Below are 11,206 nucleotides of genomic sequence, written 5' to 3'. Positions count from 1 at the left end.
CCCTCGGCGAGCATTTCAGCGGATGCTCAGTGCTCGGCGTCGTAGCGCGCCCGGGCCTGGCTGACAGCGCCGAGGTGCTCAGTGGCCCAGGCCTCGACGTGAGCCAGCGCCTCCGCCAGCCCCTTGCCTGAGTCGGTGAGCTCGTAGGTCACTCGCGGTGGGATCTCAGGGTACTGATGGCGCTCGATGAGTCCATCACGCTCAAGGCCCCTGAGGGTCTGGGTGAGCATCTTGGTGGAGATACCGTCGACGCGGGTCGCTATCTCCTTGAAGCGTTGCGGCTGGTCCGCTTCGTGGAGCGCCCCGACGACGAGCACGGTCCACAGGTCGCCGAGCGACTTGAGCAGGCCGCGTGAGGGGCAGCTGCGGCTATAGGGGTCGGGCGCCATCTCCCCCGCCTGCTGCGTGCCGGTCGGCTGCTCAGTGTCGGCCACGTCGTCTCCTCGTGTGCTTGGTCGCTGATCCGTCGTCGGCCACCCACGCGTGTGAGCGGCCAACGACGGGCATAGGCGACAGGTTACCTGCGAACCGGGAGCCTTACTCGAGGCTTAGTCGGGGCTCACTCGGGGCTCACTCGGGGCTCACTCTGACACGACGGCGAGGCCGCCGGTCCAACCGACCTGCTCCGTGACACCCAGGGCGATGTTCAGTGCCCCGAGTGCCTCCATACGCTCTGCCCGCTTGAGCTCGCCGGCGTCGGCCCACGCCAGTCCGGCGGCCTCGACGAACGAGCGCAGGCCCGCCTTGGCCTCTGCGGAGTCGGAGGCGGCCAGGACAGTGGCCGGGCGCGCGCCGATGGTGCCGCTCGCCAGGACGGCGGCGAAGACGGTGTTGAAGGCCTTGACCACCTGGGCGTCCGGGAGCTTCGCTGCGAGCTCGGCGCTCGCGGAGCTGCCGGCCGGGACGAGAGAGTCGAGAGTGGTGAAGTCCAGGGGGTTGGTCGGGTCGACGACGACCTTGCCGGCGAATGCCTGTGCGCCGTAGGTGGCGATGACCTCGTCGATGGCGGCGTAGGGCAGGGCGAGGACAACGATGTCACCGGTCAGGGGCGAACCGATCTGGGCGACGTCGACGCCCGACAGGCCGGTGGCCTTGGAGGCGTCGCGCACCAGGACCTGAGTACTGGCACCGGCCTTGACCGCCAGACCCGCGACCGCCGATCCGATGTTGCCGGCGCCGATGATGGAGATGGAGGGGACAGACATGAGAGCTCCTTGAGCGTTAGTTGTTGAACGAACAACTAAACTCTCTCACGCGCAGTCACTTTCCGAAAGAGAGTGACTGTATGTAAGAGATCACAACTGTTGTCCGCACGCTCTCCGCCATCACTGACACGCCGGACACCGCGGTCCTCTCGCCGCTCAGAGCAGCTTCTTGGAGGTGAGCCAGTCGGTGGCGATGGTCTTGGAGCTGAGCTTCTCGCCGGTGGAGCGCTGGTTGAGGGAGCGCAGCTCGTCGGGGGTCAGCAGGGCCGAGACCCGGTTGATGGCGGTGGCCGCGATGGCCGGCAGTGAGGCGGAGACCAGCGGGGTGACGTTCTGCGGGAGGATGAGCATCTGGGGGTCGGACAGGATGACGAGGTTCTTGGCCCCGATGGCGGGATCGGAGGAGTAGATGTCGGCGACATCGACGGTGCCGTCGGTGAGGGCCTTGACGGTCAGAGGCCCGCCGGAGTCCTCCACCGGCGTGACGGAGGCGTCGACGCCGTAGACGGCCTTGAGGCCCTTGGGGCCGTAGGGGCGGGTGGTGAACTCCGAGTTCGCGGCGATCGTGACGGACCGCCCCAGCGAGGCCAGGTCGCCGATGGAGGTCAGGGAGTGGGCCTGGGCGGTGGCCTTGGTGACGGTCAGGGAGTCCTGGTCCGTCGCCTCGGCCGGGTTCAGGACGGTCAGCGAGTGCGGCAGGGTCCTCAGCAGGCTGTCCTGGATGGAGGCGGTATCGCCGGCGGCACGGGAGGGGGTCGCGGTGGCGGTCGCGGTGGCGGTCGTGGCAGTCGGGCCGTCTGAGGCGGAGGTCTTGCTGTAGTACTCCAGCAGGTTGCCGCCGTACTCGGGGATGACGTGGATCTTGCCGGCCTCGAGCTCGGGCAGGTAGACCTCCCGCTGGCCGATCTGGTACTGGCGGGTGACGGTCAGGCCCGTCTTCTCCATCATCTGGGCGTAGAGCTCGGCGATGATCTCGTTGGAGTAGTACTGCTGGCTGCCGACGATGATCGGGCCGCCGGAGTAACCTCCCGAGGCTTGGTCAACGGCGAAGGGGTCGGTGTCGGAGCAGGCGCTCAGGGCGAGCAGGCCTGTGGTCGCACCGACGCCGGCCAGCAGGCCGCGTCGCGTCAGCAGCTTGCCGGGGCGCGAGTGGGACGGTGCAGTCATGCTGATTCCTTCCGGTGCTGCCGGGCACCTGGGGGCGTGACCCCCCATTGGATGAGGGTGAAGACGGCCTCGGAGGCCAGGGCCAGGGAGATGACCAGGAGCGCCGAGGAGAGCATCATGACGTAGTCCTGGGTCTTGAGGCCCAGGAACATGAGTCGGCCGAGCCCACCGGCGCCGGTGTAGGCGGCCAGCGTGGCGGTGGAGATGACCTGGAGGCTGGCCGAGCGCAGCCCGCCGACGAGCAGCGGCGCCCCCAGCGGGATCTCGACCCGGCCCAGCACCTGCAGCTCGCTCATGCCGCTGGCCCGGGCGCCGTCGACGGCCATGACTGAGGCCGCCCGCACCCCGCTCATGGCTCCGGCCAGGACACTGGGCAGGGCCAGGATGACGAAGGCGATCATGGGGGCGCTCAGGCCGACCCCGAGAACGAGGCCGAACAGCGTGATGAGGCCGAGGGTGGGCAGGGAGCGGGCCGTACCGCTGAGCGGCTGCACCCAGGTGCGCCCGCGTCCGGTGTGCCCCACCCACCAGCCGGCGGGGACCCCGATGAGGGCGGCGATGAGGACACCGGCCAGGGAGTAGAGGACATGCTGGACCAGCAGCGGGCCGATCCCCATGGCCCCGCTCCAGTGAGCGGGATCGGCGATGTAGGCCAGGGCGGCCAGAACGAACCTCACGCCTTGCCCTCCTGACTGTTCGAGGCGGCTGCGCAGGCTCCGGCAGGGACTACCCCGGCGTCGCCGGCGCGCTTCCAGGTCCAGGGCAGGCACAGCCGCCCCAGAGCGAGGACGAGCCCGTCCAGGACGAGGGCCAGGGCCGCGGTGGCCACCAGGCCGGTGACGATCTCCGCGGTGATGCCGCGCTGGAAGCCGTCGGTGAACAGCCAGCCGAGGCTGCGCACACCGAGGACCGCCCCGACAGTGGTCAGTGAGATCGTCGAGACCGTCACCACCCGCAGGCCCGTGAGGATCGCGGAGCCCGCCAGCGGCAGCTCGACGGTGAGGAAGCAGCGCAGCCGCCCCATGCCCATGGCGGTGGCGGCGTCCAGGACACGGGCGTCAACGGCGTCGAGCGCGTCGGCGGTGGCCGGCACCAGGAGCGCCAGCCCGTAGAGGGTCAGGGCCACGATGACGTTGAGCGGGTCGCGGATGCCGGTGGCCAGGATGATGGGGAGGATGACGAACAGGGCCAGGGAGGGGACGGCGTAGAGCAGGGAGGAGCCGGTCACCAGCACGGCTCGCAACGGCCGGGCCACGCGGGCCAGCCGGGCGATAGGGATCGCCAGGACGAAGGAGGCGATGATCGCGGGAACCGCCTGGAGCAGGTGGGCCAGGAGGTGCCCGGCGATGGTGGGCAGGTTGGCCAGGACCCAGCTCATGCCCGTTCCTCCGCCTCCGAGGAGGATTCGTCGGCCAGGCGCCCGACGGCGCGGCCGGCCCGGTCCAGGACGATCCGGGACTCGGCGACGTCCGTGAGCTGAAGCTGGCGGGCGGCGTCGTCGAGGCCGAGGAAGCGGGCGACGAAGTCATCGGCCGGGTCGGCCAGTAGCTGGGGACCGCTGCCTCGCTGGGCGACCTGGGCGCCTTCACGCAGGAGGATGATCTCGTCGCCCAGGGCGAGGGCCTCGTCGACGTCGTGGGTGACGAAGATGATGGTCTTGTCCAGCTCGGCCTGGATGCGGGCCATCTCGCGCTGGAGGTCGCGGCGCACGAGGGGGTCGACGGCGCCGAAGGGCTCGTCCATGAGGAGCACCTCGGGATCGGCGGCCAGTGCCCGGGCCACACCGACCCGCTGGGCCTGGCCGCCGGAGAGCTGGTGGGGGTAGCGCCCGGCCAGGTCGCGGTCGAGGTCGAGCATGTCCATGAGCTCGAGGGCCCGGCACCGGGCGTCGTGGCGGTCGGCGCCCTGGAGGCGGGGTACGAGGGTGATGTTGTCGATGACGCGCCGGTGCGGCAGCAGCCCCGCGTTCTGCATGACGTAGCCGATGGAGCGACGCAGGGCCACGGCATCGCGGGTGGCGACGTCCTCGTCATCGATGAGGACCCGTCCGCTGGAGGGCTCCACCATGCGGTTGACCATGCGCAGCAGGGTCGTCTTGCCACAGCCGGACGATCCCAGCAGGACGGTGGTAGTGCCGGCCTCAATGTGGGCGGTGAAGGAGTCGACGGCGGGGGAACCTGATTCGGCGCCCCTCCCGGCCGGGTACGACTTGGTAACGGTATCGAAGGTAATGGTGCTGCTCATTGCGGGTGCCGGGTGTCCTCTCATGGCCTCTGGCGGCGCGGCCCGATGGCGTATTGCCACCGTACCAGCCACCATCTGCCGATCTGCCAGATGGCAGCCTTTCCCAAGGCGATTGGTGCAGGATTGAAAGCAAACACCCAGGTGCTCACCATCGACACGTCGAAGGTATCGACGAGCTGCTCCCTCTCAACACCGCAGCAGTGCGCACCATTCCCGCACTGCATGCCCAGGCTGCGACCCCGGGCGGGCTTTCCGGATCAGAAGGTCCGGATCAGAAGGCCGGGCGCAGGGCGACGTCGTCGGAGTAGTCGGAGGCAACGAGCTCGACGCGGTTGCCCTCGGGGTCAAGCACGGTGGCCTCGTAGTACCCGTCGCCGGTCTCGCGAGGTCCGTCGACGACCGGCACACCGGCTTCCGACATGTAGGAAGCCAGGCGGTCGACGTCTTCGCGCCCCGGCAGGCCAAAAGAGACGTGAGCCCACCCCAGCCCGGCGGCCTCGCGCCCCTCGGCCAGCTCCGGACGGGTCATGATCTCCAGGCGGGTCCCCCGCTCGCCCGCGGGCGTCTCGGCGAAGTGGAGGATGTGGGTGCGCAGGCCGGTCCTGGGGTTCTCGTAGAGACCGTTGGCATGCCCGTCAAACCAGTGGGAGTAGAAGTCGCGGGCGCTGTCGAGGTCGGCGACCCAGATGGCGACGTGGTCGAGGTACGGCATGGTCATTCCTTTCCTGACGGTGAAGAATCACTACCGACAACCAGAGATGATCGTACGATCACTCCTCCAGGCAGTGATTTTTCGGGATTGAATCAACGGATTCCTGCAAATCTGATCCGTTGACACCAACAGTAGAAGACCATACGATCATTGTCATTGCTCGTTCTCCAGCAAAACGATCACCTCGTTGCTACCGATGCGGAGGAAGCATGCGCGACAGTCCCCACGACAGGCGCCGCACGATACTGCGTGCCCTGAGCCCCACCACGGTCCACAGTGTGCAGGCGCTGTCCCGGCTGACCGGGGTCTCGGTCATCACCATCCGCCGGGACCTGGCCGAGCTGGCCCAGGAGGGCCTCGTGACCCGGGTCCACGGCGGGGCTCTGCGTGCACCGCGCCGTGGAGCCGCCCGACCGGCCTCCATGCGTCGCAGGCAGGATGTGGAGATCAAGCGCCGTCTGGCGCAGGCCACTGCCGAGCTCATCGAGGACGGGGAGGCAGTCATCATCGACTCGGGGACCACCTGCGAGATGGTGGCCGAGCAGCTCGCCGGCCGCGACATCCGGGTTCTGTGCCTGTCGCTGGGAGCCGGGGCGGCAGTGGCCTCCGTGCGTGGAGCCGCGGTGACCATCGCGGGCGGCCCGGTGGATCCGGAGTCCCTCTCCCTGTTCTCCGCTGAGGCGGTCGAGGCTGTGCGCGCGTTCCGCGCCGACGTCGCGGTCCTGTCCACCTGCGCCGTGTCCACCCATGAGGGCATGACCGTCATGGAGTCCGACGACGCGATGGTCAAGCGCGCCATCATGGCCTCCTCCACCCGACGCGTTCTGCCGACCGCACCGAGCAAGATCACCCAGACCAACACCTACCGGTTCGGGCGTATCGAGGACCTCGACACGCTGCTGACAACAAGCCAGATCGACCCCGAGGCCCTCGAGGAGCTGCGGGGCGCCGGGGTTGACGTCATCCTGTGCGACTAACGGCGAACGACCGGGTCGCAGCGGAGCGGCTCAGCCCAGCAGTGCTGCGATGGTGCAGGAGACCGCCAGCAGCGGGAGGATCCCCTGCTTGGCGGCCGCGCCCCGGTGGTGCGCCGACGTCAGGGACACAGCGGCCGTCAGCATGGGCACTCGATTCATGAGACGGATGGAAACCGGTCGGCTCAACCGCCCCATCGCCGTCGTTATTCCCCCGGGATTCCTGGCGCAGTCTCCTGAATGTCCTGCGCTCAGGAGGCCTGCTTGGTCACCCAGGCGATGAAGTTCTCCTCACCGGTGCCGGTCAGCTCGGCCATCGTGTGCCCCTGCCCCCAGATGGTGGCGAAGTCGACGTTGCCGGCTCCGGCCTGCTGGAGCGCCAGGGCGAGGTTCACCTCGACGGTGGAGGCCGTGTCGCCCTGGGTGATGCCGGTGCGGATACGCCAGGCGGGGGCGATGGTGGAGCTGCCCCGCCCCTTGGAGTCCTGGGTGAGGTAGTACAGGGGGTCGTACATCGCCACGCGCGTGACCATGTCGGTGCCGACCGAGTCCTTGGCGGCCAGGTCCTTCTCGTAGGCGGCGACGCCGTAGTCCTTGTTCCAGCCCGACAGCCCCGAGTACCTGGACTGCCCCTTGGAGATGACCTCGCGGCTCAAGGAGGAGAAGTGCTGCTTGTTCTCCCCCGAGCCCATGACGAGGTTCTCGGTCTGGGCGCGGCCCACGCCGTCGAAGGCCCCCACGCCCTTGGAGGCGTTCTTCTGGGAGGTGACGAAGCCCTGCAGGCCGGTGATCGTCGCGGTCTTCTTGGAGGCGTCGTAAGCGACCCACTGCGAGGAGGAGTTGAGGAAGGCGATGTACTCCTCCACCGTCTTGTAGGTGGTGGACTCGGCGCTGCCCTGACCACCGCTTCCGGATTTCCCACCCTTGGGGGGCGTGCCGCCACCGTCGCTGGGCGGGGTTCCCGACGGCGCCCCGCCGCCACCGCTGGGCTCCATCCCCGCCATCTCGGTGGAGGAGGGCGTGTAGGGGAAGGTGGTAGCCGCCAGGAAGTCGTTGAGGGACTTCTGGATGACCGACACGAGGTGGTCGTAGTAGGAGCCTGACAGGTAGGTGCCCTGGGAGGAGGACTCCAGGGTCAGCGGCTTGCCCTGGGAGTCGGTGAGCTTCAGCCCATTGAGGTAGGTCGGGAAGGCCGCCGCGAGGTCCTGGGAGTAGGCCCGCGTCCAGGTGCCCTCGGCCCGGGTGTCGGAGGAGGCGAACTGCCCCATGTTCCACTCGTAGGCGGCGTTGGCGCTGTCCAGGCTGGTGATCGGGCACCAGCACATGGCTCCGGCGACGGCGTCGGACAGCGCCTTGCCGCTGGTGTCAGTGGTGGCGGCCCCCAGGACGGCCAGGTAGGGGGCGAACAGCTCGCTGTCCCCGGAGGCTCCGGCGACGGCGCTCTGCGCCCCTCCCCCGCTGTGCCCGAAGACGTAGACCTTCGCGGCGTCGCCGGGAACGGCGGCGGAGTTGTAGCGCCGGTAGCGCACGGCGGCCTTGAGGTCGGCGACGCCCCAGGGCGCGTTGCCGGAGTAGGTCTGGGAGTTGGAGTCCTTGCCGCGCAGACCGGCGAGGACGTAGATGAAGCCGGCCTCCATGTAGGCCTTGATGGTGTCGTAGGAGTACTCGGTGGGCGGCTTCTGGGCGGAGTATCCCGGGGTGTTGACCGGGAAGACGGTGGGTGCGGTGGCAGCGGTGAAGCTGCCGACGGCGCCCGAGGCGTTGACGGTGACCGTGTAGGTGCCGTTGCCGTTGTCCTTCCCAGTGAAGTAGGCACCGGGCACGTAGATGCCCAGGGTCTCGTAGTCCGAGGCCTGGGGCGTGGCCACATAGCGCAGACCCAGCTGGTAGTAGACCTTGTGGTCCGCGTCGTAGCGCCAGGCGGCGGAGTCCAGGGCGAGCTTGGCATCGGTGGGTGCCTGAGACGAGGCCGTGGAGGACGCCTGCGCGGTGGCCCCTCCGGTGGAGCAGGCTCCCAGGCCCAGGAGTCCCGCCGTGGCGGGCAGGGCGGCAAGGATGGTGCGTCGTGGCAGGTTCATCGTGGTTCCCTCCGGCACGCTCAGTCGCGTGCCTCGCTCGGGTGTCTGCGTACGTGGCTAGCACATCACCTTAAGGCACGGACGATCCCAGGACGGGGTTGTGCCGCTTCTGTGAGTCGGCATCCGCATGCTGGCGAGCAAGCCAGAATGTGGGCTCGGCTCGTACGACGACGGCGTCGCCCTCACGTGAAGGGCGACGCCGTCGTCAGCTATGAGGGACAGTCCAGAGGATCAGTCCTCAGCGGCACTGGGGTGAGTCATGTCCATGGGCACGACCCACTTGTCGAACTCCTCAGCGGTGACGAAGCCGAGCTCGAGGGCGGACTCGCGCAGGGACAGGCCCTTGTGGTGCGCGTTCTTGGCGATCTTGGAGGCCTTGTCGTAGCCGATGTGGCGGTTGAGGGCGGTGACCTGCATGAGGTTGGTCTCCAGGTTGGCCTTGATCCGCTCGGTGTTGGGCTCGATGCCGTAGGCGCAGTTGGTGTCGAAGGAGACGCAGGTGTCACCCAGGAGCTGGATGGACTCCAGGACGCACCAGGCCATAACCGGCTTGAAGACGTTGAGCTGGAAGTTGCCCTGGGATCCGGCGAAGCCGACGGTGGCGTCGTTGCCGAAGACCTTCGTGGCCACCATGGTCATGGCCTCGCACTGGGTGGGGTTGACCTTGCCGGGCATGATCGAGCTGCCGGGCTCGTTCTCCGGGATGATGAGCTCGCCGATGCCGTTGCGGGGGCCGGAGGCGTACCAGCGCACGTCGTTGGCGATCTTCATGAGGGCGTCGCCCAGGACGCGCAGGGCGCCGGAGACCTGAACCAGGGCGTCGTGGGCGCCCAGGGCGGCGAAGAGGTTGTCCGCCTGGGTGAACTCGATGCCGGTCTCCTCGGAGATCTTCTTGGCGCACAGGGCCCCGAACTTCGGGTGGGCGTTGAGGCCGGTGCCGACGGCGGTCCCGCCGATAGCCAGCTCACGGGCGCGGGAGTCGGCGTAGCGGATGCCGTCAAGGGCGAAGTCGATCTGGGCGACCCAGCCGCTGATGACCTGCCCCAGGGTGATGGGGGTGGCGTCCTGCAGGTGGGTGCGGCCCACCATGACGACGTCGGCGTAGGCCTTGGCCTTGGCGTCCAGGGTGTCGCGCAGCTGCTGGACGCGCGGGTACATGGCGGCCAGCTCGTTGACGACGGCGATGTGCATGGCCGTGGGGAACGTGTCGTTGGAGGACTGGCCGCGGTTGACGTGGTCGTTGGGGTGAACCGGGGTCTTGGAGCCGCGCTCGCCACCGGCCAGCTCAATGGCCCGGTTGGAGATGACCTCGTTGGAGTTCATGTTGGACTGGGTGCCCGAGCCGGTCTGGAAGACCACGAGCGGGAACTCGGCGTCGAGGTCACCGGCGATGACCTCGTCGCCGGCCTTGGCGATGAGCTCGGCGATGTCGGCGGGCAGCTCGCCGAGCTCGGCATTTGCCAGGGCGGCGGACTTCTTGAGGATCCCCAGGGCCTTAATCATGGGGCGGCCCCACACGAAGGTCTCGCGGCCGATGTCGAAGTTGTGCAGGCTCCGCTCGGTCTGGGCCCCCCAGTAGCGGTTGGCGTCCACCTCGATGGTGCCCATGGAGTCGGATTCGGTGCGGGTCGTGACAGCCTGGTTGGGCGTCTTTGCATCAGTTGTCATAGGTGCAAGGTTAGGCGCTCGTGCTCGCCGCCGTGCGGGGACGGGCGTCCCAGACACGTCTCAGATCGCTACCGGCCGACATCACCGAAGGCGCATCACACGGGTCGCAGCTGTTCCAGGGCCAGGTCCAGCAGATCCGCAAGATGCTCATTGCCGTCAATGGTCCGGGGCTCGTGGAGATGACCCGTGATCTGCAGGGCAGCGAGCCCATGAAGCAGAACCCAGATGACGGTGGCGATCTCACGGGTGGGGCCGGGTCGTAGTAGACCGGCTCCCTGGGCCTGGGCAACGAGCTCGCCGACGGCGGCCATGGCGTCGTCGGCGGCCTCCTCCAGCCCGGGGTCCGGCTCCGCAATCGGGGCGTCCCCGAAGACCAGCTGGTAGTGATGGGGGCACTCGACTGCGTAGTCGATGTAGGCCCAGCAACCGGCGCGCAGCCGCTGTCGCGCCCCCCGGTGCCGCTCCGCACCGTGACGAATCCGCTCTGCGATCTGCCGCAGGGTCCGTCCCGCCAGGGCACGCATGAGCGCAGCCTTGTCCGCGTAGTGACGATAGGGCGCCGAGCGGGACACGCCGGCAGCCTCACCAACGGCGCGCAGCGTCACCGACTCAGGTCCCCTGTCCTCGAGCAGCGTTGCAGCGGCGTCGAGGATGGCGGCGCGCGTCGGACCTGGATCACGAGGGCTCATGGCCCAAGCCTACCCACATGTTGACACAGTCAACTTTCCGGTTATGCTGACATTGTCAACTTAATCTGAGGAGAGGAACGACTCATGACCGACACCACCCGTACCGGCGCCGACTTCGACGCGAGCTACCTGCGCACCTGGACTGAGCCCGACGCCGGTCAGCGCCGTGCACTCATCGAGCAGATGTGGGCCCCGCACGGGTCGCTGCACATCTCCTCACCCGCCTTGACCGTCACAGGAACAGCCGACATCGCTGAGCACATCAACCGCGTCCACAACGACCGCATTGCGGGTCAGGGCCTGACCTTCAGCTACGACCAGCGCATGGAGTCCGGCGACGCGCTATTGCTGCGCTGGTCAATGACCGCCCCAAGCGGCGACGTCGTCGGGCGCGGAGTCGACACCGTCTTCCGCGACGTCGACGGCAAGGTGACGCGTGCCTATATGTTCATGGGCGTGAACTGACCCG

Annotated in this window: 13 protein-coding genes; 2 read left to right on the top strand and 11 right to left on the bottom strand. The window is 68.3% G+C overall.

The window, feature by feature from the left end; genetic code table 11:
- Positions 1 to 26: 26 nt before the first annotated feature.
- From JJJ14_RS03970 to JJJ14_RS03940, 7 genes are all read right to left on the bottom strand, one after another.
- Positions 27 to 434: a winged helix-turn-helix transcriptional regulator gene (locus JJJ14_RS03970; protein ID WP_201444747.1), complete on the bottom strand. Its 408-nt coding sequence runs from the start codon at positions 432 to 434 to the stop codon at positions 27 to 29.
- A 147-nt stretch (positions 435 to 581) separates the two neighbouring features.
- Positions 582 to 1,205 (bottom strand): NADPH-dependent F420 reductase, encoded by a 624-nt coding sequence (locus tag JJJ14_RS03965; RefSeq protein ID WP_101559347.1) that lies wholly within the window; start codon positions 1,203 to 1,205, stop codon positions 582 to 584.
- A gap of 156 nt (positions 1,206 to 1,361) precedes the next feature.
- A complete protein-coding gene (locus JJJ14_RS03960) occupies positions 1,362 to 2,372 on the bottom strand; it encodes an ABC transporter substrate-binding protein (protein WP_201444746.1) in 1,011 nt (336 codons plus the stop codon).
- Positions 2,369 to 3,049: an ABC transporter permease gene (locus JJJ14_RS03955; protein ID WP_101559349.1), complete on the bottom strand. Its 681-nt coding sequence runs from the start codon at positions 3,047 to 3,049 to the stop codon at positions 2,369 to 2,371. The genes JJJ14_RS03960 and JJJ14_RS03955 overlap by 4 nt, the downstream gene beginning before the upstream one ends.
- Positions 3,046 to 3,750, bottom strand: a complete 705-nt coding sequence (locus JJJ14_RS03950) for an ABC transporter permease (protein ID WP_101559350.1) — start codon at positions 3,748 to 3,750, stop codon at positions 3,046 to 3,048. The genes JJJ14_RS03955 and JJJ14_RS03950 overlap by 4 nt, the downstream gene beginning before the upstream one ends.
- Positions 3,747 to 4,616 (bottom strand): ABC transporter ATP-binding protein, encoded by an 870-nt coding sequence (locus tag JJJ14_RS03945; RefSeq protein ID WP_101559351.1) that lies wholly within the window; start codon positions 4,614 to 4,616, stop codon positions 3,747 to 3,749. The genes JJJ14_RS03950 and JJJ14_RS03945 overlap by 4 nt, the downstream gene beginning before the upstream one ends.
- A gap of 271 nt (positions 4,617 to 4,887) precedes the next feature.
- Entirely contained in the window at positions 4,888 to 5,328 is a 441-nt protein-coding gene (locus tag JJJ14_RS03940; protein ID WP_198283005.1) for a VOC family protein, read from the bottom strand.
- Positions 5,329 to 5,537: 209 nt separating this feature from the next.
- Between JJJ14_RS03940 and JJJ14_RS03935 the strand changes: the two genes are divergently transcribed.
- Positions 5,538 to 6,305 carry a DeoR/GlpR family DNA-binding transcription regulator gene (locus tag JJJ14_RS03935; RefSeq protein ID WP_101559352.1) on the top strand — a complete coding sequence of 256 codons (768 nt, stop codon included), beginning with the start codon at positions 5,538 to 5,540 and terminating at the stop codon, positions 6,303 to 6,305.
- Between the two features lie 30 nt (positions 6,306 to 6,335).
- On the opposite strand, the gene JJJ14_RS12700 is transcribed toward JJJ14_RS03935, so the two are convergent.
- From JJJ14_RS12700 to JJJ14_RS03920, 4 genes are all read right to left on the bottom strand, one after another.
- Complete coding sequence (locus JJJ14_RS12700; RefSeq protein WP_269089887.1) at positions 6,336 to 6,464, bottom strand: hypothetical protein; 129 nt, start codon at positions 6,462 to 6,464, stop codon at positions 6,336 to 6,338.
- A gap of 89 nt (positions 6,465 to 6,553) precedes the next feature.
- The gene (locus JJJ14_RS03930; RefSeq protein WP_201444745.1) at positions 6,554 to 8,380 is read right to left on the bottom strand and encodes a subtype A tannase; all 1,827 of its coding nucleotides are present in this window, start codon (positions 8,378 to 8,380) and stop codon (positions 6,554 to 6,556) included.
- Positions 8,381 to 8,611: 231 nt separating this feature from the next.
- Positions 8,612 to 10,048, bottom strand: coding sequence for a class II fumarate hydratase (gene fumC, locus JJJ14_RS03925; RefSeq protein WP_070511858.1), 1,437 nt, complete (start codon positions 10,046 to 10,048; stop codon positions 8,612 to 8,614).
- Positions 10,049 to 10,143: 95 nt separating this feature from the next.
- Positions 10,144 to 10,737 (bottom strand): TetR/AcrR family transcriptional regulator, encoded by a 594-nt coding sequence (locus JJJ14_RS03920; RefSeq protein WP_075375199.1) that lies wholly within the window; start codon positions 10,735 to 10,737, stop codon positions 10,144 to 10,146.
- 84 nt (positions 10,738 to 10,821) lie between these two features.
- On the opposite strand from JJJ14_RS03920, the gene JJJ14_RS03915 reads away from it, so the two are divergent.
- Entirely contained in the window at positions 10,822 to 11,202 is a 381-nt protein-coding gene (locus JJJ14_RS03915) for a nuclear transport factor 2 family protein (RefSeq protein WP_020991835.1), read from the top strand.
- The last annotated feature ends 4 nt before the right edge of the window (positions 11,203 to 11,206 follow it).

Origin of the sequence: Actinomyces sp. HMT 175 (assembly GCF_016694895.1) — a bacterium.
Classification (GTDB): domain Bacteria; phylum Actinomycetota; class Actinomycetes; order Actinomycetales; family Actinomycetaceae; genus Actinomyces; species Actinomyces oris.
Note: the sequence above shows the minus strand (reverse complement) of the source record. Positions and strands in the feature narration are given on the sequence as shown.

Bases quoted from the DNA above. Each gene is read 5' to 3' on its own strand.
- JJJ14_RS03965 (WP_101559347.1), bottom strand. From the start codon at position 1,205: ATGTCTGTCCCCTCCATCTCCATCATCGGCGCCGGCAACATCGGATCG.
- JJJ14_RS03960 (WP_201444746.1), bottom strand. From the start codon at position 2,372: ATGACTGCACCGTCCCACTCGCGCCCCGGCAAGCTGCTGACGCGACGC.
- JJJ14_RS03950 (WP_101559350.1), bottom strand. From the start codon at position 3,750: ATGAGCTGGGTCCTGGCCAACCTGCCCACCATCGCCGGGCACCTCCTG.
- JJJ14_RS03945 (WP_101559351.1), bottom strand. From the start codon at position 4,616: ATGAGCAGCACCATTACCTTCGATACCGTTACCAAGTCGTACCCGGCC.
- JJJ14_RS03940 (WP_198283005.1), bottom strand. From the start codon at position 5,328: ATGCCGTACCTCGACCACGTCGCCATCTGGGTCGCCGACCTCGACAGC.
- JJJ14_RS03935 (WP_101559352.1), top strand. From the start codon at position 5,538: ATGCGCGACAGTCCCCACGACAGGCGCCGCACGATACTGCGTGCCCTG.
- JJJ14_RS12700 (WP_269089887.1), bottom strand. From the start codon at position 6,464: ATGAATCGAGTGCCCATGCTGACGGCCGCTGTGTCCCTGACGTCGGCG.
- JJJ14_RS03930 (WP_201444745.1), bottom strand. From the start codon at position 8,380: ATGAACCTGCCACGACGCACCATCCTTGCCGCCCTGCCCGCCACGGCG.
- fumC (WP_070511858.1), bottom strand. From the start codon at position 10,048: ATGACAACTGATGCAAAGACGCCCAACCAGGCTGTCACGACCCGCACC.
- JJJ14_RS03920 (WP_075375199.1), bottom strand. From the start codon at position 10,737: ATGAGCCCTCGTGATCCAGGTCCGACGCGCGCCGCCATCCTCGACGCC.
- JJJ14_RS03915 (WP_020991835.1), top strand. From the start codon at position 10,822: ATGACCGACACCACCCGTACCGGCGCCGACTTCGACGCGAGCTACCTG.